Here is a 22,886-nt window from a genome sequence, read left to right on the forward strand (position 1 = left end):
AATATTGCGAAAGCTAAAGAAAAATAAAAACTAGAAATAATATTTGCCGCTTTCATGATATCTCACCTCGCAGCTCTCATATTTTAGATATGACCATTGGTTTTACAGTAATCGTCAAATGCTGCATTCTTACCTTTGTTTTTCTGACAAGTTTTTGCAATTCCATAGTTCATTATTTCATCCATTAGTTTAGCTGCTAGAGCTCCACCGATTGCTCCAATAATACCAGCGAGAACTGGTGCTATTTGCGGATTCTTGCTATTTTCTAAAGATTTTAAATCAGGTGCGAATCCAATTTCTTTATTAAAAGCTTTAATTTCTTTCGAATTCATACTTTCAAAAAAGTTTTTTAAATTTGCAGCCTGCTTATCATTTAACCCTTTTTTCTTAGCAAGATCTGAATTAAACACATATTTCTCAGTTTGAACATTGTACTTTAAGGACTCTTGAATTATTTTTAAATGGTCATCAGAGGTTTTTGCTGAAACTGGAGCACTAAACACACTAAAGAACGCAATGACAAGACTTAAAGCAATTAAAAAAGATTTGCTAAATAAAACTTTCTTCATTAAATCCCCTCCGTATTATAATAATTCAATCTATTAAAGTGTTAGAAATTTATATATAACATTAATAGATTTCACTAGTGATTATAACACAATTTATATTTTAAACCAACTACTATTAAAATAATAAAAATTTAAGAAGATACTTGACGATACCAAGTAAGATAAAATATAATAAGTATTACAGATATAAAATCTGGTTGAAAGGAGCTAATCTACATGGGATTATGGTAAATTAGATGTTTTAAAAAGCGCAGAACTATCAATAAAATAAATATTTTATCAAGAGGGGGTTACTAAGATTAATATTTCGTATATAAATGACTTACATATCGATCACTGGGTTATGAATAACAAAAGCTATGAAAAACATAAGAAATCTGTTAAAGCTTTTATCAATCGTCTTATTGAAAATAGTTATATCATCGATAAAAATGTTTTAATAATTGCTGGTGACATATCACATTATAACTATGTAACTTATTGGGTTATTGAAGAATTTAGCAATCATTTTAAAAAGGTGTTTTTTGTAAATGGAAACCACGATTACTACTTAATTACTAGAAGTCAACGTTCTAAATACAGAAATGATAGCTTAAGTAGAGTATTCGAATTAAATAACTTACTTAGCCAATTAAACAATGTGACATTCTTTAGTAGTTTCACAGGTAACGTGACTGAGAAATATGGTGGAGTAAGATTTGCAGGTTGCACTATGACGAGCCTACCTATAGGTGAAGAGGAGATAAGTTTTTACAATGGCTTTATGAATGATAAGAAATATATTTCTCATGAGCCAAAACTATATAATGATAAAGATATTAATGCTTATAACACTGTTATAAGTGATTTTAGACCTAATATATTTATTTCTCATTATCCATTGGTTAGAACTTATAGTCATAATAAACATTTAAACGATGGGTCTATAGGTTCTTATATGTGTATAGTTGAGAGGCATATAGCTCCTATTAATATTTTCGGTCATGTTCATGAAAGTGATGTGTGTTATGAAGTAGCAAATTCTAAGCATATTAGTAATGCGCTAGGTTATCCAACAGAAAACTTAAATTCAAAAATCAAAACTTTTAATTTTAAAGTAAGATAAAATATAACAATATAGGTGATAAAATGAATGATAAATTGAAATTATGTGCATTACATAATCACTCAGATTTCTCCAATTTTAGATTGATTGATGCTATTACACGAACAGAGGAATTATTATTAACTGCTGACATGTTAGGCTATAGTGCACTTGCTATTACTGAACACGAATCTATTGCAAGCTCGGTACAAATTCTTAAGGATTTAAATAACCTTAAGAACAAGGGAAAGCTAAAAACCTTAGACAAATTAATCTTCGGAAATGAAATTTATCTGGTAGATAGTTTAGAGGAAGTAAGGGATAACTATCAAAGTGGAGTTACTAAATTTCCTCATTTTATACTTATGGCCAAAAATAGAAAAGGTTTTGAAGCTTTAAGTAAGTTATCATCACAGGCTTGGAAAAATTCATTCTTTACAGGTTTGATGGAACGCACACCAACTACTAAAGAATTTTTAAGACAAGTAGTACATAGTAATGAATATAAAGATACATTGATAGCAACATCTGCTTGTGTAGGATCTAACGTTAATATTCCTTTAATTAGAGCTATGGAAGCGGAAAATGAAGGCAATTTATCTGGTAGGGATAATCTGATTGATAAGTCTCGGAAGGAAATTACTTGGTGTATTGAGACTTTTGGGAAAGACAACTTTTTCTTAGAACTACAACCAGCCTTGTCTGAAGTGCAAAAATATTGTAATAAATGGCTTGTTAAATTCTCTAAGGAGTTTGGGTTAAAATGTGTTTTAGCAAATGACACCCATTATGCACGACCAGGAGATAGAGAAATACATAAGATTTTCTTGAATTCTAAAGAATCTAGTGGGTTTCGTGAAGTTGATGAATTCTATTATTATTGTTATATGCACTCTAAACAAGAGATGGAAAAACAAATGGATTATTTAGGGGGAGAAGTAGTACAAGAAGCATTATTGAATACATGTGCTATTTATGACTTAGTAGAAGAATATGACTTACAATTGGATCCCGTAATTCCAAAATCTACTATCCCTGAATTTCAAATCAGGCATATATTTAGGCCAGCTTATGATAAATATACATACATTAAGTATTTAGCAGAGTCGGAATATGAAGATGACAGATATTTACTGTATTTAATAGAGGAAGGTTACTTTAATGAGTTGCATTATGATGGAATCTCAAGTAAGGAATTCCATAAGATACTTGATAGAATTAACCAAGAATTGAAAGAGATTATCGGTGTTGGTAAAAAGATTAACCAAACAATGACTTCATATTATCTAACGTGTCGTGAAATTGTTAACATCATGTGGCAAGATGACGAATGTGGAGGGCAAAGTTTAGTTGGTTCTGGACGAGGTTCTGGAGCTGGATTTCTGATTAATTACTTGTTAGGTATTACTCAAATTAATCCCTTAGATTATTACAATATGCCACACACTCGTCATTTATCAAGCGAACGAGTGCAAGTAGGCGCTGATGCAGCATCAAGTATACCTGATATCGATGTCGATTGTGAAGGTAGTAAACGTCAGCAGATTATACATGCTTTAAAGAACCACTACGGTGAGGATAGAGTTCTTAATGTCTGTACATATGGAACTGAAGGTGCTAAATCAGCTATAAAAATGGCTTGTCGTGGATTAGGTATTCCTGATACAGAAGGACAATACTTAGGCTCATTTATTAAAACTGAGCGAGGTAGTCAATGGAGTATTAATGATACCTTGTATGGTAATGAAGAAAAGGGGAGAAAACCTGACACTCAATTTAGAAGAGAGATGGAAAAGCATCCTAAATTAATTGAAGTTGCAACAAGACTTGAAGGATTAACCACTAGACGAGGCATTCATGCTGGCGGTGTAATCATATTTAATGATGAAGCTTTTAAAAATAATGCAATTATGACAGCTAGTAAAGGTTCTGCACATGTTACACAGTTTAATTTATCAGACTCTGAGTATACAGGAGGAGTTAAATTTGATTTGTTAAGTGTCGAGAACTTATCGAGGATTAGAGAAACCTTAGATTTACTTGCAAAAGATGGGTTAATAGATGATAGCAAGTCGTTGCGTGAGAACTTCAGAGATTTATTACATCCTAAAAATCTAGATTTAGAGAATAAAGAATACTTTGATATGGCATCTAAAGGCGACATATCTGATTTATTCCAATTTTCAACAGAGATTGGTCGCAATAGTGTAATTAAAGTTAGTCCAAATTCATTTGAAGAATTTTGTGCTGCCAACTCACTCATGCGGTTACAATCTGAAGATGGTGAACAGCCAATCGATAAATATATAAGACATAAAGAAAATATTCAATTATGGTATGACGAAATGAAAAATTGGGGCTTAAACAGTGACGAAATTAAAGTTATGGAGAAGCATTTACTACATGATTTTGGTTTAAACATCACACAAGAGGTGTCGATGGCACTCTCAGCTGATCCAAAAATCTCTAATTTCGACATTTTAGAGCAAAATAAGCTCAGAAAAGTCATTGCAAAACCAAAAGGAGCGGCTTTAGACGAAATAAAATCACTCTTTTATCGTAGAGGTTTTGAGCAAGGAACACGCAAAGAATTGCTTGATTACGTTTGGGAAGTTCAATTTAAAATGCAGATGAGCTATAGTTTTTCACAACTGCATGTTACAGCTTATTCTATTATCGGTATTCAAAATTTAGAACTTAATCGAAGCTTTCCACGTATTTATTGGCAAACAGCATGCTTAAATGTTGATAGTGATTCAATTTCAGAAGATAGTAAAGATATTGACTACGCAAAGATTGCAAACGGTATTGGAAAGATTAAATCATATGGGGTAGAGGTAAAACTACCTGACATTAATAAATCAGATTTAGCATTTACACCAGATGTTGAAAATAATGCAATTATCTATGGGCTCAAACCAGTAAAATCATTAAATTCTAAGATAGTCGCAGATATCATTGCTAATAGACCTTATAATTCAGTTGAAGATGTTTTAACCAAACTTTATGATACTAATCTAATAACTAACACGCATCTGATTGCTATGGTTAAGTCTGGTATGTTGGATAATATTAGTAAATCACGTAAAAGTGCTATGATGGACGTAATCCGACATATAACTAAACTACCAGATAAACTTACTATGCAAAATATAAAATTGTTAATCGAAGCTGATATTTTAAAGGATCGAAAAGAAAGAGATTTAATTATGCTACGTGAATCTTTTAATAAAAATGTACTTAGAAAAGTTCAAACAGGTAATAGTAAGTCGAAGCATAAAATATTTCGAGTTGATAATATGGAATTATATAATAAGTTATGTGGAGATGTAGGAATTGTCGAAGTACATAATAATTATTATGAGGTAGATGAAAAAGAGTTTAAAAAATTCTTTGATAAACAAATAGGTGACCTAAAAGAATGGCTTAAAACAGAAGAGCCTCTCAAAATTGCCCATAGTTATCTGTTAAATGATCAATGGATTAAATATGCTTTAGGCTCATATTCTAAATGGGAAATGGAAACATTGTCATTTTACTACCATGATCATGAGTTGGCAGATGTTAACAAAGAGACGTATAACATTAGTAGCTATTGTAAACTACCTGAGAATCCAATAGTGGTTGATAAGTTTAAATTTAAAGGTAGAGAGATGCCTAAATATCAAATACTAAATATTGCAGGCGTAGTAATTGCTAAAGATCCCAACAAACATATTGTTACAATTTTAACTAGTGATGGTTCTGTAGTACCTGTTAAATACCAAGGTAACTTTTCTGCTTATGATAAAACTATCAAAAGAGATGGTAAAGTAATTGAAAAAAGTTGGTTTTCTAAAGGTAACTTATTAATTATTTCAGGGTTTAGAAGAGGAAATCAGTTTGTAGCTAAAAAGTATGCTGATTCCAATACGTCTACTACTACTAAACTAATAGATTATGTGGGGGATAATGGAGAAATTACTTATAAATTAGATAGAGAATTGTTATAAAATGATTGACACTTCAAGAAAGATAAATTATAATATGTATTGCAGTTAAATAATATTGAAAAGGAGAGATAAGATGAGAGGAGTTTCAGTGGTTAATACTACAGAACAATATTTACAAGAACTAAGTGATGATATTAAGCTTTGCAATAATAAAATAGGAGAATTTGATTCTCTTCTAAGTGAACTTTATCATGATTTAGAAACACGTAATATTAATGCATATGAAGGATGGAAATTAGCGAAAGAAATGCAATTAGTTTTACAACAACGAAGAGCATGGAAGCAAAGAAAATATGAGACTCAGGAATCTTTCAATGAATTAGGTGGTTATAAATTACTTAATAAGTTGAAAAATAGACGTCAAAGAAGAATTCAAAAATTTATGAATCGCAATAGTTGGTATGATAATTTCAGTAAAGAAGCTATCGCAATACTTGAAGGGACAGCTAATTAAATTCACAAGAAAGATAAATTATAACATGTTTATCCCTGATATATTGTGGTATATATAAGCAATACAATAAGAAGGGATATGAATTATATGTCAAAGGAACATAACGAAGTAAAGGAAACTCAAAGCCTGGTAGATGATTTTAAAGTAACTAGTATGGATATAATGGATGAAGATGATTTAAAGCTTATCAATTATTTCATCGATGAATTAAAACCTTATTTAGACATGGTTGATTTCACTATTGACAACCTAAAAGTCAGTTTAGAAGATACATATGATAAAGAATTAGAAGAAGAATTAGAATTTTATAATTATAAATCATCTAGATTACACGCTTTGATTCCTCAGTTAGAAATCGATGCATATAATTTAAAGATACACCTAGAGGAGAGAGAAAATGGAGATAAAGAATCTTTATAGTATTTTACAAGAGATTAAAAATACCAATAGTAAAATAGGTAAAGAGAATATTTTAAGGGCACATAAAGATAATAAGTTATTACAAGAAACATTAAAATTTCTGTTTGATGATTTAATCGTCACTGGGTTATCTAAAGGAAAGATTAGTAAGCCAATTAATTTAATTAGCGTAGAAAATGCTAATTTATTAGATTTATATGAATACCTAAAGATAAATAATTCTGGAAAAGATAAAGATATAGCATATACAAAAGGGGTTATTTCTCAATTTAAAAAAGAATATGGTGATGAAATAGCTGCAATGATCAAAGGCATTATAATAAAAGACTATCCAATTGGTATTAGTAAGGTTACAGTTAATAAGGTTTTTGGTAAAGGGTTTATATTCAAGTTTGATGTTCGGAAAGGTAGTAAATTCGAAGGTGAACTTAAACCGAATACTATCTATGCGCAGTCTGTAAAATTAGATGGTCATCGTTGTATAGCTTTAATTGATGAAAGTGGCGTAACTTTGCGTGGTAGAAGCGGAAAAGAATATAAAGGCTTAGTTGAAATTGAACAAATCTTAATAAGTTTGTACAAGATGATGAAAGTTCCAATTATGTTAGACGGTGAATTACTTCTAAAGGATCCTGAAAACAATCACAAAAGTGATGAACTATTTTCTAAAACATCGCAAGTTTTACGCACTAAAGGTGATAAAACTAATATAGAATATATTCTATTTGACCAAATGCCATTGGAAGAGTTTATGAATGGAAAATCTAAAGTTACATTCATTGAGAGAAGAGAAGGGTTAGAATACTTATGTGATATTATTAATAACGAGCTAATAAAACCTGTTGAAATCTTATATATTGGTGATGACATTCAATGTATAAATGAAATTCAAAAAGATGTAGAATTAAACGGTTATGAGGGAACTATGTTAGATGATATCAATGCATTATACGAAACTAAACGTACAAAGTCACTCCTTAAATATAAAACGTTTTGCACAATGGATTTAAAAGTAATTGGTCTAGAGGAACACAGGCGTGGTAATAAGTTAGGCAGCTTGATTTGCGAATACAAAAATGGAACAGTTAAAGTAGGCTCTGGTTTTACTGATAAGCTTAGAAAATTGTACTGGGATAATCCACATATGGTACAAGGTAAAATTGCTGAAATCGGCTATTTTGAATTATCTAAAGACCAAAATGGTAATCAGAGTTTAAGATTTCCTACTTTTAAACAAATAAGAGATGATAAAGAAGAAATTTCTTATCATTAGAAAAATAAAGTATAACATAACATTGTATTAAAAAATCTCTTAATGTATAATTAACGTGTAATTAATATACAGTTAAAGGAAGACGGTAGAGTGAAGAGATTAAACAGAAATACACCTAAAGATTTAAAAATAGCTTTAATCGCATTAATTGTTATCTGTGTAGGAATAATGGGCTATTTGACTTATGATAGACACTTTTCAACACCTGACTTTGAAGCTGAAGCTAATGAAGCTAGATCTCATGTAAAGGGGAAATGGCTTAATGACGGTGGTACTAAATATATGGATCAAGACCCATTTGAAATCGATGATTTTGAAATTGATGAAAATAAATTAAGAATAGTAAGAGATGAAAAAGTTGAAGAGTTCTCTTATAAATTAAGAGCAGGTGCAGCCCCTGAAGGATATGATAAACAAGCTACAATTGACACTGAAAAATATCTAATCTATTTAAACTTTGAAATAGATTATGATGATAGTATTGCTAACGTTATGATAATGGATAAAACTGTAACCGATAATAGTAAAGAAGGATCAACGATTATTTACAAATTTATAAAAGATAATTCACAGTAGCTAGGGGATGTCCCCTAGTTGCTAACGTAAAGGAAGATAAAATATAACATGGATATTAATGGTTTGAAAGAAAGTTTGTATATTTTTAAAGGAAAATGTATCAATGTAGTTGACGGAGATACAGTAGATGTTAATTTAAATTTTGGTTTTGATATCACAGCTAAGCGTAGACTCAGATTACTAAATACAGACACCCCTGAGCGTGGACAAACTCTTTATAATGAAGCTAAGCAATTTGTGATAGATAAGATATTTGGTTTAGAAGTATATATTCAAACCTATAAGTCTGATACGTTTGGCAGATATCTAGCTAATATCTATTATGATGACGATGGAAAAATTAAGTGTCTTAATGATGAGTTACGTGCGCATGGTTTACTTAAAGAAAATTCTAAATGGAATAAGGAGAATAAAAGCGATGGATTATCAACAACAAAAGATGAAGAACTTTTACATACTACATAGAGATATTGCAACACAATTAACTATATTTATTGATAAGTGTGAAGAAGCGTTGCTATCAGGTGAGGGAATGGATGAAGTATTAGAATACATTGGTATTAAATCAGATGAATTACTTCAAAAATTATAGGTGATAAACATGATTAAAGAAATTAGATACGATAAAACATACATTTTAAATAAAGATAATTACGAAATTGGATTTATGAATTTTTCAAGAAGTGAAGATGAATATACATATATGACAGTCACTGTAATTAGTGATGGTAAAGAACTATCTAAAAGCCTTTTATTAACAAAAGAGCGTACTGTTGACGAATATGACGTTCAATCAGTTAATGAAATATTGAATACACAAGGTTTAACATTTAGCGCCTACAAATAATAGGAGGATGGACAAATGGAAAACAAATCAATTAAATTACCTAGTTTTGTTATCGAGTTAACCAACGATAAAGATACTTTTAATATAATCGATATTATTATGAATGATACTAAACATAAAGTATCAAAAAAAGAGGTAACTTCAGAAGAAACGGCTATCGTCATTACAGAACTTGTTCAGTCTCGTATTGCTTCAGAGGAGATAATAGCACAATTGACAACTGATAAAGAGAAACTTGAAGAAGAAATAAATTACTTATTAGATAAAGTAAATTCTCATGAGAAAAGTCTAGATGAATTGAGAGGTAATTAATTTGGAGAGAAGAGCTGTGCCGTTTCATGAGTACATGGATATTAAAAAGTTTATTTGCGAGATCAACGAAGAAGGTAAATTATTTGCAAAATTACCCAAAGATAAATGGGAATTACCAGAATCAGAATTAAAAATGTTGATGAAGAAATTAAGTGTGATTAAACCTTCAGATATTGAAGTTGAGAAGATGTACTACAATAAAGAATATGATACAACTGTGTTTGAAGTTTGTATTCATGATTTTCTAAGATTCGGCTTCCTTAAAAGAAAAAACGGAGATATAGAATACAATCAACTAACCTGGAGAGGTTATTAAAATACATATTAAGACAAAATATAACATAAAGGAAGATACATATGACAATTGAATATACCTACACAAGACCTCAGAATTTAAAAGACATTTCAATCGAACTAAGAAAAATGGTTCAAAATGCTAGTTATGAAGAAGTTGAAACACTTGCAAATGATATTGAATATTTTGTTAAAGATGGACTAGATATTATGGATTTTAATAGTGCTGCTATGGATGGGATTAAAAGTATGGAGTTAGAAGAAGAAAATGAGCGCCTTAAAATGCAGTTAGAGAACTTAGAATTAAAGTTAAAACGTAAGTACTAATAATAAATTAGTTATCAATAATTGATTAATTATGAGGGTGTGATAAATTTTGCTGGTCTATGATGGGAACTTAGAGGAGCAAGGTGTTAAGACAGAATTTACTAAATCGGCTCCTAGAAAATGGACTAAAGAAGAAGAGGAATGGATTGTGGAGAAGAAGCTAAAAGGCCATTCTGTTAGTGAGATTGCAAAAGCTTTAAATAGAACAGAAGTTTCAATTTCAATTAAGTTAAAAAGGCTTAAGAAGAGAACTGAAACAAATACATATAATGAACATCACTTGGAAGAAAAATATGGAATGAACTCTAAGGTAGCGAGTGAATTACCTAAAAATGCAAGAGTATTAGACCTATTTTGCGGAGTTAATTCTTATTGGAAGAATACATATAACGATTTTAAAGTAACAACAAATGATAAAGACAAGACTATCGATGCAGATTACAACATGGATGCGCATAAGTTAATATGCAAGCTTTATTCAGAAGGTCATAAGTATGATTTTATTGATTTAGATCCATTTGGTAGTGCATACGACTGTTTTGATTTAGCTATTAAAATGGCTAAAAAGGGACTATACATAACATTTGGTGAGATAGGGCATAAGCGTTGGAACAGATTAGATTATGTTTCGAAAAGATACGACATAAAAAGCTTAGATGAATTTAATCTTGAAAAGCTTATAGAGAAGGTAATGCTTCTAGGATTACGTAATAAAAAGACATTGAAGCCTAAATACATAGGAGAATATAGAAATATATCAAGAGTTTATTTTGAGATAAGTGATTATAAAGAAACGTCTCAATGGGTTGGTTAGCTCTTAAATAGAATTCACATTAGATTATACATAAGTTTTTGATAATAGAAAGGATAAAATATAACATGTGCAATGATAAGAAAATAGTATACATGGCTGGACATATTTTAAATGAAGCCATGGTTGATTACAGAGAGAAGCAACATAAGCAAGTATCAGAAATTAAAGGAGTAGCTCCTTATTCGCCACATCAAGATAAATCAATTAATGATAAGTCAAATGCCGTTCAAGAGGGATTGGCTGAAAGAATTTTAAAGAATGATTTTAAAGCGATTGAGCAATCAGATATCTATGTGTTCGATGTATTGAATGAGGGTTTGGGCACTATTGCAGAGCTAGGTATTGTTCTGGGAATGAAACAACATGCTAAAGAAACTATTAAACAGCTAGAAGATAGTGCTGATACAGTTGCATTTGATTTCGAAGGTAACCTTACAGATTCGTATTATAATTTAATGGATGAAGTTGAATATCATAAAGCTATTCTCGATAAGCCAGTACTCTGTTATTGCTCAGATATTAGACAGGGGCACGGCAAGCCTTATAACGATCCTGACAGAGCGGAATATAGTACTAACCAGTTTGTTTATGGAATGGTATTAGAACTAACTAATGGAGAAGGTTTTATTAGCTGGGAAGAAACTTTAAATAGGCTAGAAGATTTTGGAAATTAGTTAATCTTAATAATCATCATGAGATGAAGTTGATTATAACTTGTAGTAAGTATTGCTTGATAAAAACGAATAAATTTTACTTTTATCCTCATTATGTATAGCTTGATATGAGGTTGAGGCATACTTATCTATCTCACAGTAATTCAAGACTTCTAAGTCATATCCTAAATTCTTAATTGCTGTTTCTGGTGCCCCTATACCAGAAAATAAACTTAACATTTTAACTTTTTTCAAATAAGCTCTCTCCTTGAATCCTAAGTATTTATATCATTGTCATGATAAAAGTAAAAATTTATTGGATGTAAGAGATGTTGACGGGACTATGTTCAAAGATATTGATTTACTTTTCCATGGATCTCCATGTCAATCGTTCAGCACGGTAGGCAAACAAGAAGGTGGGGATAAAGACAGTGGGACAAAATCCTCTCTTATGTGGGAAACAGTTAGGATTGTAAATGAATGTAGACCTAAGATTGTAATCTGGGAAAATGTTAAAGGAGTACTGAATAAGAAACATAAACATAATTTTGATACATACATAAAAGAGTTAGAAGATATTGGTTATAAATCTACGTATAAGGTGATATCTCCCAGGGATATTGGAGAGGCGCAAAGTAGACCAAGGGTGTTTGTAGTAAGCACGATTAAAGGACAGTTTGAGTTTCCAAATATTGTGAAAAGCTATCAAAAATGCATATCGGACTATATGGAAACTATTGTAGACCCAAAATACATATTGCCTAAAAATATTGCAGAAACACTGGCATACGGTAATCCCAATTTTTGTGGACGCATGACAATTTTGAGGCATACAGATTTAGCTGGTTGTTTAGTAGCCAAAAGCGGTAGGGCTGCTAGAACTAATAATTTCCTACTTTATCAGCATGAGGATTACTCTAAAATGTCTAATGCCAAAGATATACGGTTTTTACTGCAAAATAATGTACCTATTAGAAGTTTAACACCTCTTGAATATTGGAGACTTCAAGGGTTCAATGATGAGCAATTTTATATAGCACGTAAAGCGCTAGCAGATACATATAAAAATGGAAACTTATCATTAACAGATGCTCAATTATATAAACAAGCTGGAAATTCTATTAATGTTAAGGTATTAGAAAGCTTTATTGACAAAGTTTTAAAAACACTATATTAAGATAAAATATAATATGTAAAATGGAGGGTTTTTATGAATAAAAATATTCCCGTATCTGGAAGTAATTTTATTATTCCAGAAAATGAGTTTACAGCTACTAATATGAATAAATACACAAAGAAATGTATTGAAGATAAGTACACTAATGATATTAAAAATATCAACCGTAAAATTCAAGAAGCCGCAAAAGAAGGTAAATTTAGTATACAAATCAGAGGCAATGAGGATGATTTTAAATTAATCAGTATCTATTATTTAGAACGTTATTTCAAGATTGAATTCAAATTTGGTTATATGCTCATTTTATGGGACTGATAACATAAGAGGGCGTGATAAAGATGAAATTATTATTATTTTTATTCTTGCTGCTACCTGTATTCGTATTTCTTGTAAATTTATTTATTAGTCGCTTTAGTGAACAACTTAAACATAAATATAAAAAGTTTGAACTTAGAAAAAAACTTCAAGAGAAACGTTGGGAAACTGATATGGAGCTGTTAAATTTAGAAGTTCAAAAAGGGCTACTAAAGAAAGAAATAGAACAAAGACAGCATACTATTGGAAAATATGCTGAAGTCAACGAGCTAAAGCATGAGTTGAAAGAAGTTAATAAATTAATTAAATCTATTAGAGAAGAGGAAAATATATAATGAAGGTTATATCAATTATTGTTTCTTTATTAATTACAATTTTAGCATTTTTATGCGTAGAAAAAGTTCCACAAGGTAATGTCGCTGTTATGTATAGCACTAAAGGAGTAAAAGAAGACACCTTAAATGCTGGGTGGCATTTTGTATCTCCATTGACTAAAACAACAGACTATCCAATTCGTACTCAGACAAAAGAATATAAAAAATTAAACGTAGCTACATCTGACGGTAAAAACTTAACAATGAATATTAGTGTCAATTATCACGTTGATCCTACGAAAGTGGTATCAATTTTTAATAAGTTTGGAAATGCGGATATTGAGCAACTAGAAGACGGATACTTACGTACACGAGTTCAAGATGGATTGCGTCAATCAGTTGCTGGATACTCTGTAATTGAGACTTTTGGTGTTAAGGCTGGAGATATTAAAAAGGATACAATTGAGACTTTGCAACAAAGATTAGGTAAAGAAGGATTTATTATTGAAGATATCGCTATTTCAAGCCCTGAAGCAGATCGTTCAACTCAAGCCGCAATTGATGAACGTGTAAAAGCTAACCAAGAGTTAGAGAGAGCTAAAACAGATAAAAAGATTGCTGAAGCCAATGCAGAAAAGCGTAAAATTGAGGCAGAAGGTGAAGCTAGAGCAAATAAAATTTTAAATGATTCATTAACATCTCAATTAATTGAGAAGAAAAAAATTGATAAATGGAAAGGTGAACAACCAATTGAAATTGGTGGTTCTGGAGTAATTGTAGGTGGAAAATAATGAATGAAATAGTTAATTATTTAAATGTAGCAGTGGTAATAATTTTTGCCATTGCGTATATTCCACAAATTATTACGACGTTTAAAACAACAGTAAGTAATGGTGTATCATTATTATTTTGGTTTTATGTAGGTGCATCCACTCTTACTAGCTTATTTAATTTACTAGAAACGGGAGAAGCACCCTGGTATGTTTACATGGGGCAATTTATTAATACGTTTATAGCACTTTGTTTTGCATTATGGTTCAATTATTTACATAACCGAGAAAGAAGTATATTAATGTATTTGCTCCCTCTAACTTACGTAATTTTGGTATATGTATTAGTGTTTTATAACGATGTTTATATATCACAAATATTTGCTTCAATATGGATTATAATGGCATACATTTTTCAGATTAAGCATTTTGTTAAAGTTAAGTCATCTGAAGGTGTTAACCCTAGCTTATTTATTTTGTTTGCCGCAGGAATAACTTTATTAACAATTACGATGTATCTAACTAATGCAAGTATGCTCATCATTATTACTGAAATAATTAATGTTATCCTACTACTAGCATGTTTTGCTTTAACAATTTATTACAGCAAGAAAGATAAAATATAATAAGTGTTGACATTAGTTTGTTTAAGTATTATTATGTTTATAGTAATCAAATGAACTGATGTCAATCTTCAATAGGAGAGGTATTTATGTCAGAAATGAAACTTTACGATTACTCAGCATCATATCAAAATGTACTAAACATGATTGATGATGATGAAATTAAATATGAGGATGTGAAAGATACGTTAGATGCTATTCAGGATGGATCGGAAGAAAAGATTGCTAATACTGGAAAGCTTATTCAAAAGTTGAAAGATGACTTAGAAATTATCAAGATTCATGAAAAACGAATCAAAGAATTAAAATACAAGAAACAAAAAAATATTGATAACCTTATAGACTACTTATTAATTCATATGAATTTGCTTGATAAAAAGAAAGTCGAAACCCCAACTATCACTGTATCAAAACGTGAAACTAAGAGAATGATAATTACAAACGAAGAGAAGTTACCTGATAAGTTTTTGAAAGTTAAAGTTAATAAAACAGTCGATAAAGAAGGCTTTAAAAAGTATTTTAAAAATCTTAGTGAAGAAGAGGCATCTAAAATTGATTATGCTCATTTAGAAACTAATCAATCAATTACAATTAAATAGGAGGAAAATTCATGGCTTTATATACTCAAGAAGGTTTAAGGTTTGATAATGAGGAATCAGCTATAAGTTGGTTTCTGACTACATTACAAGACAAGTCACCATTAGGAGAGTTATATGAAAAGTTACATGCTGAAGATTGGGGAGAATATGATATTCAAGCTACAGGTATTAGTGATCAAGAGTATTTAATACGACTAGATGCGCCTGACTTAAGGTCGAACATCTTTAGAAGAGTAAACATAAATACGTATAATCAACCTGTAAAGTTGGAATACAATGTTTTGAAGAAAAATATTGACTCTTTAATTAAAGCTACTAATATAGCTTCTATTACAGCATACAGTGTGTTAGCAGATATTCAAGAGAGTATTAAAAAAGGTGATGAAAATCTTTTAAATGATGTAATCACTGATTTTAAAGAGATGGTATTATCTGTTCAAGCAGAGCTAGACGCTATAGATGGAAGAATAGTGATTCAACTTACAGACAAAGTTAAATCCACTAAATATAGCTCATTCATAACTTTAGACGAACAATTAAGACTTGATGTAGATAAAATTAAACCAATGGTTGAAGGCATGTTCAAGAAATCGCTACAAGGTAAATTTGACGCCGATGGCTTTAAAGTTGATGGCGTTGATTTAAAATACTTGCTTGACTATGCTGATTTGCACAAAAATACTTTAAAAGTAGAAATTTTAGACATTTAGACATGAAAAATATAGACAATAATTAATTTACAGGAGAGTATCTAATGTACAACCAAGAACAAAACCTTGAATTACTTTATGCAAATGCAACTTTTGATTACCTTGAGACAAATGATGAAGGACAAAATTATGACCAAGAAATCACTAACTATGAAGACTACCTAGAAGAAATGAGTTTTAATTATTATGAGAAAGATAAAATATAACAAGAATAAAGATATGATTATAGCTTATTACTCATTCTCAGGAAAGACAGAGAAGTTTATTAATAAATTAAGTGGGTTCAACATAATTAATATCAATAAAAATACTATTATTGATAATCCTTATATTTTAGTGACACCTACATACAATATAGGAGAGGTTCCAGAAGAAGTGAATTTATTCCTACAAAATAATCATAAGAATATGATAGCAGTTATGTCTGCAGGAAATCGAAATTGGGGAAGTAACTTTGCTGTTTCTGGAGATAAGATTTCAAATAAATATAACGTCGATTTAATTGGAAAATTTGAAATGTATGGAACACAAAATGATGTTGATAAATTAATTTCTTATATTAGAGATTATTATGAAAGTACAAATATATAGTGGAGGTACCGATGAATTATATTGAACTGAATAATCAGATGTTACAAAGAGATAATATTACAGGTCAATTTAAGCTTGAAAAAGATAAAGAAGCAACTAAAGATTACTTCTTGAACAACATTAATTTGAATACTGTATTTTTTCACACATTAAAAGAGAAATTAGATTACCTAGTAGAGAATGATTATTACGAGAAAGAACCTATTGAAAAGTATTCGTATAAGGATCTAAAAAAGCTATACAAATATGTATACAATAAAAAGTTTAGATTTGAATCTTTTATGGCAGCACAAATGTTTTATGAGAGATACGCATTACGTACTAATGATGGAAAAAGAATTTTAGAACGTTACGAGGATCGTATTGTAGCTAACGCAATCGTGTTAGGTGATGGTGATATTGAGAAAGCATTTGATTATGCAAAATTACTTATCAATCAAGAATATCAGCCTGCAACACCTACTTTTATGAACTTGTTAAAGAAACGTGGAGGTAATTATGTTTCATGTTTCTTATTGGAAGTAGACGATAGCTTAAACGACTTAAATGCTGTTGAAGGATATGCAAAACAGCTTAGTAAATTAGGCGGCGGTGTTTCTCTTAATCTATCAAAGATTCGTGCTAAAGGTGAATCAATTCAAAACATTGAAGGTGTAGCATCTGGTGTTGTGCCTTTCATGAAATCATTAGACCAATCGGCTCGATGGATTAATCAATTAGGCTCTCGCCAAGGGGCATTCAGCGTATATCTTAACGCTTTTCATGCTGATATTTATGACTTTTTAGATACAAAACGTATTTCGGGAGACGAAGATATTAGATGTAAGACACTATCTTTAGGAGTGGTAATTCCTGATAAATTTATTGAATTAGCAGCAAAAGATAAAATGGGATACTTGTTTTACCCTCATAATGTTAAGCAAGTGTATGGTACCCATTTTGATGAGATGGATATTACAAAAATGTACGATGAATTAGTAGATAATCCCGCAATTAAAAAGAAACAATTCAATCCTCGACAGTTGATGTCATATATCGGGTCAACATTATTTGAAAGTGGTTATCCATACTTGATGTTTAGCGACAACGTAAATCGTGTTCATGCGAATAATAATGTATCTAAAGTTAAATTTTCTAACTTGTGTGTTACTGGAGATACTGAATTGCTAACTGATAATGGATACTTCTCAGCTAAAGAGCTATACGATAAGCAAAATAAATTAAAAGTTGTTATTGATAAGCGTACTAAAAATTATGATATTAGAGAAAAAGGCACTGAAGTTGTCAATGCAATTCCAATGCAACTTACTTCTAGAAAAGCAGATGTTTTTGAGATTAAAACCAAGCAAGGTTATTCAATTAAATCTACTGAATGGCATAAATATTATAAGCAAAATGATGATAAATCAGTTTCAAAAGTACAACTAAATGAATTATCAGTTGGGGATAGGCTACTTATTCAATCTGGTGAAGGTAAATTTGGTAGTTTTCACGATCCCGAGCTTGCTTTCATTATGGGAATTATCGCAGGAGATGGCACTTTTGCAGATAGAGGAACTCCAAAAATTTATCTATATGATAGTAAGAAGTCTTTAAAAGATAAATTAGAAAAGATGATACATAATGTAATAGACAGGTATCACAATAAAGAAATTGACTTGCATCACTCAGCTACACGTGAGCCAAAGTTTGTTTATAATGAAAAAATGAATCGTTTAGAATTAAGTAGCTCAGTATTAAGAGATGTATTAAATAAGCATGGTTTCAATAAAGAAAATAAAATCAGTTTTCCATACATACTAAAGCAAGCTAATAAACAAACTATTTCTTCTTATCTTTCAGGCTTATATCAAATGGATGGTACTGTGAATGCTAATGCTAAAAGTAAAGCTATGTCATATGAACTAGTTTCAATTTCAAAAGAATTTTTGAAAGATATTCAAATGCAATTATTAAACTTAGGGATTTACTCATCTATTTATAAAACAGAAAGAACCTATTCTTTGCTTCCAGATTCAAATAGAAATCTAAAAGAATATAAAGTAAGCAATATTTATAAATTAAGCGTTCAGGATAGAAAATCAAGAGATAAATTTCTTGAAAGTATTGAATTAAAAGAGAAAGATGTAAAAAAAGTTCTAGCGTTTAATTCTATACTCCAGCCTAATAGCCGAACTCCTAAACATGGATTTACAGCTACAATTGAAAGTATTGAGTATATTGGAAAAGAAGACGTGTATGATACGACACAAGAAGATTATCATTCATTAATCTTTAATGGGATCGTTACTGGTAACTGTTCGGAAATTTTACAATATAGCCAGGTATCAGAACACACTGATTACGGTTTAGAAGATAAGTTAGGTCTAGACATTTCATGTAACTTAGGCTCATTAAATATCGTAAATGCCATGAAATCAGAGGACTTCGGTAAAACAATAGCATTATCAATAGATGCTTTAAATGAAGTATCAAGAATTAGTAATATTGCAAATGCTCCTACTATTAAAAAAGCAAATGAAATATCACATTCAATTGGCCTTGGTGCAATGAACTTACATGGTTATTTAGCTCAGAACAAAATTAAATATGATTCAAAAGAAGGTTTAGAATTTGCTGATACTTTCTTTAGAATGGTTAAATATTATGGACTAAAGCGTTCTATGGATATCGCAAAAGAAACAGGAGAGAAATATTACGGGTTTGAAGGATCAAAATATGCTTCTGGAGAGCAATTGAAGGACTATTTTGAACAAAAGCCACCAAAAATTAGCGATAAAATTGCTGTTTTATTTGAGGGACATCATATCCCAACTCAAGAGGATTGGAAGAAATTATCCGATGATATTCAAAAATATGGCTTATATAACTCATATATAACGGCTGTAGCACCTACAGGTTCTATTTCTTACATTCAAAATTCTACAGCTAGTATTTTACCTGTTGTAGAGCGTATAGAAGAGCGACCACAAGGTAAATCAAAAGTATATTTTCCAGCTCCTAATTTGAGTGCAGAGAATTGGTTCTTCTATAAAGAAGCTTATGATTTTGACCAACGAAGCATCGCTGATATGGTAGCTACAATTCAGAAACATGTCGATCAAGGAATCAGTTTTACATACTTTATGAAAGATACAGATACAACACGTGATATTAACAAACTTCATTTATATGCATATAGCAAAGGCATTAAAACAATGTATTATATGCGAACTAAAAGAACACAAATGGAGGAATGTTTATCATGTCAGGTATAAAACATACATATGAAGCAGTAGATTGGAATAGTCCAGTCGATAATTTTACTAAAACCTTTTACGATCAAAACAAGAGACAGTTTTGGGTACCAGAAGAGTTAAGTATTCCATTAGATTTGCCTTCGTGGGAAAGGCTTAGTGACGATGAAAAAGACGTTTATATGAAGGTTCTTGGCGGCTTAACATTACTTGACACGGAGCAAACTGAAGAGGGAATGCATTACATTATGAAAGCTTTTCCTCAATCACAACGTAAGGCTTTATTATCCTTTATGGGTGCTATGGAAGGTATTCATGCAGCGAGTTATAGTGAAATCTTTCAAACTTTGGCCACTAAAGCTCAACGTGAAGATATTTTTAAATGGGTTAAACTAAATCCACAGCTTCAATTCAAAGCTAATACTGTAAGTAATTATTATCGAGCTATTGATACGCCGCCTACAGTTGATGTTGATGAATATAAATTATGCCAAGCATTAATTACATCAGTATACTTAGAATCATTTTTATTCTACTCAGGTTTTTACTATCCACTATACCTATATGGACAAGGGAAGTTAATGCAATCTGGGGATATGATTAATTTGATCCTAAGAGATGAATCCATTCATGGTGTTTATATCGGTTTGCTTTTTCAAGAAATTTATAAGTATAAATTAGATGATACACAACGTGAAAAATTAAATGGATTTGCTAAAGATTTGCTTGAAAGATTATATGAGAATGAATGTGAATATACAGACTCTATATATAATAAAATAGGATTGTCTGCAGATGTTAAAGCATTTGTAAGGTACAACGCTAATAAGGCGCTAATGAATCTAGGGTTGGATACATATTTTGATGAAGACGAATGTCAATTTAGCTCTATTGTATTAAATGGTTTAGACACTAAGACTAAGAACTCTGATTTCTTTAGTCAAAAGCAAACAAGCTATACAAAAGCAGTTATTAGGCCTTTAGAAACGGAAGACTTTAGTGAAATACTAAAGTTATCTCAATTCATTAAGTAAGATAAAATATAACAAGAAAAGAGATAAATATGAAAAATACATATCCAGTTATTACAAAAGTTAACAATTTTCAAATCAATATTGCTCTTACAGGAAAAATGAGAAGTGGAAAAGATACAGTAGCAAAGAAAATTTTTGAGCTATTCGATGCTCATGATGTAGCAGTTAAACATTATGCTTTCGGTGATGCTCTTAAAACATATGCAAGAAAACTTTACCCTGATGAATTCAATGAAGGTAACAAGCCACGAGAACTATTTCAATGGCTTGGACAAACCCTTCGGGAACGTAATCCTAATATATGGATTAATCATTTAGCTGAGGAAATTAATAAATTTAATGGTTATTACGGAACTGTATATTACGGTGGTCATCTTATAAATATCATCACAGATTTAAGACAACCCAATGAGTATGAGTTCTGTAAAGATAATGACTTCTACATTATTAGAGTTGATTGTGATGATGTAGTTAGACTTAAGCGAATGAAGACATTAAATGACAATTTCAGTGATAAAGATTTAAATCATGAAACTGAAAAACATATCGATTCTTTTAAAGAAGATTACATTGTTACAACAACGCATATTAACGAGGAAGAGCTTTCTGAACGAATTGAAAGCATTATTAACCATATTAAAAATAAACAATTAGAGAAAGTAAGAGGTAATTAAGTATGACAAAATTTTTATTATTCGGTTCACCAACATGTATGCCATGTAAGACAGTTAAAGGTATTTTACCAACACTAGGATTTGAGTTTGATTATATTGATGTTATTGAAAATCCAGATTTAGCATCAGAGCATTTAGTAATGTCAACACCTACAATGGTTAAGTTAATTGATGGTGTAGCAGTCAAAACTGTAGTAGGCCAGGGCGCAGTAATGCAATTAGTCGATGAAGAATTAAATCAGTAATCCAAGGAGAGCGTGCAATGAAAAAGGATGAATTACAACTATTTGTACAGGGGATTTTTATTGCATACCAATACCTAGAAGATAACCAAGAACTAGATCGAACTGCATTTATCATCTTAGAAAATAATATCTTTCGTGCTATCAGGGAGCTAAAGAAACTCCCTTTTAGCATACCTAACTTATGGTATGCATTTAAAACTAAAAGAAAATTACAATCACTTATCTTAGAACTATATAAATATTACAAATAAAAGGAGACAGTTTATGTTTACAGTATTCAAAAATGGAAGCTTTGTTATTGACATTGATACAAAAGAAACAGGAAAAGTAGTTGGTCGTGAAGGAGCATATCATCTAGTAGAAATTATTGTCTCACAAGATAAGGAGAAAGGTACAAGAACAACTAAATTAAATAAGGTGCCTCATTTCAGATTAAAACACTATAAACCAAAAACTAAAAATACATATACACCATATTTTGATGTAATGGAGTTTCACAAAGCTTTCGGTCATCCAGTTGCAAACCAACCAACACCAATTTCAAAAGATAGAGCAAAAGAACGCTCGGATTATCTAATAGAAGAGTTAGTAGAATTTTTATGGGCTTCTGTATCGGGCAATGCGCAAGAAACTACAAAATTAATTAATGACTTAATCCAATCTATTCATAAGGCCGCATATAAATGTTTTGAAAAGGGAGAATTTCCTGAAGCTGAAATTCTATTACACCAAACAGATGCCTTGAATGACATTAACTATATTAACTACGGTTCAATTGTTGAAACAGGTGTTAACCCTAAACCTGTTTTTGAAATTATCCATAATGCAAATATGAAGAAACTAGATGAAAACGGCAAGCCTATTTTAGATCCTGTTACTAATAAGATTCTTAAACCCAAAGGGTGGGCAGAGAAATATCAACCAGAACCATTAATCAAACGTGAAATTGAAACACAAATTGAAAAGTCGAAAGGATAACAAAC

General features: G+C 30.6%; 31 protein-coding genes. 29 read left to right on the plus strand and 2 right to left on the minus strand.

The genetic code is table 11. The features are described from left to right. Window positions 1–83: 83 nt before the first annotated feature. Entirely contained in the window at window positions 84–569 is a 486-nt protein-coding gene (locus tag SHYC_RS05115; RefSeq protein WP_039645029.1) for a hypothetical protein, read from the minus strand. 313 nt (window positions 570–882) lie between these two features. Between SHYC_RS05115 and SHYC_RS05120 the strand changes: the two genes are divergently transcribed. The 14 genes from SHYC_RS05120 to SHYC_RS05180 all read left to right on the plus strand — a co-directional run bounded on the left by SHYC_RS05120 (window position 883) and on the right by SHYC_RS05180 (window position 11,636). Further along, on the plus strand, window positions 883–1,674 hold the full coding sequence (locus SHYC_RS05120) for a metallophosphoesterase family protein (RefSeq protein ID WP_327083179.1): 792 nt from the start codon (window positions 883–885) through the stop codon (window positions 1,672–1,674). Window positions 1,675–1,697: 23 nt separating this feature from the next. Beyond that, on the plus strand, window positions 1,698–5,645 hold the full coding sequence (locus tag SHYC_RS12015) for a PHP domain-containing protein (protein ID WP_039645030.1): 3,948 nt from the start codon (window positions 1,698–1,700) through the stop codon (window positions 5,643–5,645). A gap of 73 nt (window positions 5,646–5,718) precedes the next feature. Next, window positions 5,719–6,099 (plus strand): hypothetical protein, encoded by a 381-nt coding sequence (locus SHYC_RS05130; protein ID WP_039645032.1) that lies wholly within the window; start codon window positions 5,719–5,721, stop codon window positions 6,097–6,099. A gap of 87 nt (window positions 6,100–6,186) precedes the next feature. Continuing rightward, complete coding sequence (locus tag SHYC_RS05135; protein WP_039645034.1) at window positions 6,187–6,519, plus strand: hypothetical protein; 333 nt, start codon at window positions 6,187–6,189, stop codon at window positions 6,517–6,519. Further along, a complete protein-coding gene (locus tag SHYC_RS05140) occupies window positions 6,497–7,792 on the plus strand; it encodes an ATP-dependent DNA ligase (RefSeq protein ID WP_231912806.1) in 1,296 nt (431 codons plus the stop codon). Before SHYC_RS05135 ends, SHYC_RS05140 begins: the two co-directional genes overlap by 23 nt. 90 nt (window positions 7,793–7,882) lie before the next feature. Beyond that, window positions 7,883–8,368, plus strand: coding sequence for a hypothetical protein (locus SHYC_RS05145; RefSeq protein ID WP_039645037.1), 486 nt, complete (start codon window positions 7,883–7,885; stop codon window positions 8,366–8,368). A 48-nt stretch (window positions 8,369–8,416) separates the two neighbouring features. Next, window positions 8,417–8,833, plus strand: a complete 417-nt coding sequence (locus SHYC_RS05150) for a thermonuclease family protein (protein ID WP_052257819.1) — start codon at window positions 8,417–8,419, stop codon at window positions 8,831–8,833. Continuing rightward, complete coding sequence (locus tag SHYC_RS12330) at window positions 8,808–8,960, plus strand: hypothetical protein (protein ID WP_162474603.1); 153 nt, start codon at window positions 8,808–8,810, stop codon at window positions 8,958–8,960. The genes SHYC_RS05150 and SHYC_RS12330 overlap by 26 nt, the downstream gene beginning before the upstream one ends. A 9-nt stretch (window positions 8,961–8,969) precedes the next feature. After that, window positions 8,970–9,215 (plus strand): hypothetical protein, encoded by a 246-nt coding sequence (locus SHYC_RS05155; RefSeq protein ID WP_039645039.1) that lies wholly within the window; start codon window positions 8,970–8,972, stop codon window positions 9,213–9,215. Between the two features lie 15 nt (window positions 9,216–9,230). Next, window positions 9,231–9,527 (plus strand): hypothetical protein, encoded by a 297-nt coding sequence (locus SHYC_RS05160; protein ID WP_039645041.1) that lies wholly within the window; start codon window positions 9,231–9,233, stop codon window positions 9,525–9,527. Between the two features lie 16 nt (window positions 9,528–9,543). Next, the gene (locus tag SHYC_RS05165) at window positions 9,544–9,843 is read left to right on the plus strand and encodes a hypothetical protein (RefSeq protein WP_158484648.1); all 300 of its coding nucleotides are present in this window, start codon (window positions 9,544–9,546) and stop codon (window positions 9,841–9,843) included. Between the two features lie 41 nt (window positions 9,844–9,884). Beyond that, complete coding sequence (locus SHYC_RS05170) at window positions 9,885–10,148, plus strand: hypothetical protein (protein ID WP_039645045.1); 264 nt, start codon at window positions 9,885–9,887, stop codon at window positions 10,146–10,148. Window positions 10,149–10,197: 49 nt separating this feature from the next. Beyond that, entirely contained in the window at window positions 10,198–10,962 is a 765-nt protein-coding gene (locus tag SHYC_RS05175; RefSeq protein ID WP_039645047.1) for a hypothetical protein, read from the plus strand. Between the two features lie 92 nt (window positions 10,963–11,054). Continuing rightward, the gene (locus SHYC_RS05180) at window positions 11,055–11,636 is read left to right on the plus strand and encodes a nucleoside 2-deoxyribosyltransferase (RefSeq protein WP_231912807.1); all 582 of its coding nucleotides are present in this window, start codon (window positions 11,055–11,057) and stop codon (window positions 11,634–11,636) included. 33 nt (window positions 11,637–11,669) lie between these two features. Here SHYC_RS05180 and SHYC_RS05185 read toward each other — a convergent pair whose 3' ends face one another. Then, a complete protein-coding gene (locus SHYC_RS05185) occupies window positions 11,670–11,870 on the minus strand; it encodes a DNA cytosine methyltransferase (protein ID WP_039645052.1) in 201 nt (66 codons plus the stop codon). 13 nt (window positions 11,871–11,883) lie between these two features. Here SHYC_RS05185 and SHYC_RS05190 point away from each other — a divergent pair, with 13 nt between their 5' ends. The 15 genes from SHYC_RS05190 to SHYC_RS05255 all read left to right on the plus strand — a co-directional run bounded on the left by SHYC_RS05190 (window position 11,884) and on the right by SHYC_RS05255 (window position 22,881). Further along, complete coding sequence (locus tag SHYC_RS05190) at window positions 11,884–12,792, plus strand: DNA cytosine methyltransferase (RefSeq protein ID WP_082021533.1); 909 nt, start codon at window positions 11,884–11,886, stop codon at window positions 12,790–12,792. A 33-nt stretch (window positions 12,793–12,825) separates the two neighbouring features. Continuing rightward, window positions 12,826–13,107, plus strand: a complete 282-nt coding sequence (locus tag SHYC_RS05195; RefSeq protein ID WP_039645056.1) for a hypothetical protein — start codon at window positions 12,826–12,828, stop codon at window positions 13,105–13,107. A 23-nt stretch (window positions 13,108–13,130) separates the two neighbouring features. Further along, window positions 13,131–13,442, plus strand: coding sequence for a hypothetical protein (locus tag SHYC_RS05200; protein ID WP_039645058.1), 312 nt, complete (start codon window positions 13,131–13,133; stop codon window positions 13,440–13,442). Then, window positions 13,442–14,212 (plus strand): prohibitin family protein, encoded by a 771-nt coding sequence (locus SHYC_RS05205; RefSeq protein ID WP_039645060.1) that lies wholly within the window; start codon window positions 13,442–13,444, stop codon window positions 14,210–14,212. Before SHYC_RS05200 ends, SHYC_RS05205 begins: the two co-directional genes overlap by 1 nt. Continuing rightward, entirely contained in the window at window positions 14,212–14,817 is a 606-nt protein-coding gene (locus SHYC_RS05210) for a PQ-loop domain-containing transporter (RefSeq protein WP_039645062.1), read from the plus strand. The genes SHYC_RS05205 and SHYC_RS05210 overlap by 1 nt, the downstream gene beginning before the upstream one ends. A gap of 86 nt (window positions 14,818–14,903) precedes the next feature. After that, window positions 14,904–15,413 (plus strand): siphovirus Gp157 family protein, encoded by a 510-nt coding sequence (locus SHYC_RS05215; protein WP_039645064.1) that lies wholly within the window; start codon window positions 14,904–14,906, stop codon window positions 15,411–15,413. An 11-nt stretch (window positions 15,414–15,424) separates the two neighbouring features. After that, window positions 15,425–16,123, plus strand: coding sequence for a hypothetical protein (locus tag SHYC_RS05220; RefSeq protein WP_039645066.1), 699 nt, complete (start codon window positions 15,425–15,427; stop codon window positions 16,121–16,123). A 44-nt stretch (window positions 16,124–16,167) separates the two neighbouring features. Beyond that, complete coding sequence (locus tag SHYC_RS12365) at window positions 16,168–16,329, plus strand: hypothetical protein (RefSeq protein ID WP_167706484.1); 162 nt, start codon at window positions 16,168–16,170, stop codon at window positions 16,327–16,329. Continuing rightward, window positions 16,310–16,714 (plus strand): class Ib ribonucleoside-diphosphate reductase assembly flavoprotein NrdI, encoded by a 405-nt coding sequence (gene nrdI, locus SHYC_RS05225; RefSeq protein ID WP_052257820.1) that lies wholly within the window; start codon window positions 16,310–16,312, stop codon window positions 16,712–16,714. The genes SHYC_RS12365 and nrdI overlap by 20 nt, the downstream gene beginning before the upstream one ends. Before the next feature lie 11 nt (window positions 16,715–16,725). After that, window positions 16,726–19,971 (plus strand): ribonucleotide reductase N-terminal alpha domain-containing protein, encoded by a 3,246-nt coding sequence (locus SHYC_RS05230; RefSeq protein WP_039645067.1) that lies wholly within the window; start codon window positions 16,726–16,728, stop codon window positions 19,969–19,971. Continuing rightward, the gene (nrdF, locus tag SHYC_RS05235; protein ID WP_086375159.1) at window positions 19,968–20,984 is read left to right on the plus strand and encodes a class 1b ribonucleoside-diphosphate reductase subunit beta; all 1,017 of its coding nucleotides are present in this window, start codon (window positions 19,968–19,970) and stop codon (window positions 20,982–20,984) included. Before SHYC_RS05230 ends, nrdF begins: the two co-directional genes overlap by 4 nt. Window positions 20,985–21,013: 29 nt before the next feature. Next, window positions 21,014–21,658, plus strand: a complete 645-nt coding sequence (locus tag SHYC_RS05240) for an AAA family ATPase (RefSeq protein WP_039645071.1) — start codon at window positions 21,014–21,016, stop codon at window positions 21,656–21,658. 2 nt (window positions 21,659–21,660) lie between these two features. Further along, complete coding sequence (locus tag SHYC_RS05245) at window positions 21,661–21,903, plus strand: thioredoxin family protein (protein ID WP_039645074.1); 243 nt, start codon at window positions 21,661–21,663, stop codon at window positions 21,901–21,903. Window positions 21,904–21,920: 17 nt separating this feature from the next. After that, entirely contained in the window at window positions 21,921–22,154 is a 234-nt protein-coding gene (locus SHYC_RS05250) for a hypothetical protein (protein ID WP_039645076.1), read from the plus strand. A 13-nt stretch (window positions 22,155–22,167) separates the two neighbouring features. Next, window positions 22,168–22,881, plus strand: coding sequence for a pyrophosphohydrolase domain-containing protein (locus tag SHYC_RS05255; protein ID WP_052257821.1), 714 nt, complete (start codon window positions 22,168–22,170; stop codon window positions 22,879–22,881). The last annotated feature ends 5 nt before the right edge of the window (window positions 22,882–22,886 follow it).

Source organism: Staphylococcus hyicus, assembly GCF_000816085.1.
Lineage (GTDB): Bacteria > Bacillota > Bacilli > Staphylococcales > Staphylococcaceae > Staphylococcus > Staphylococcus hyicus.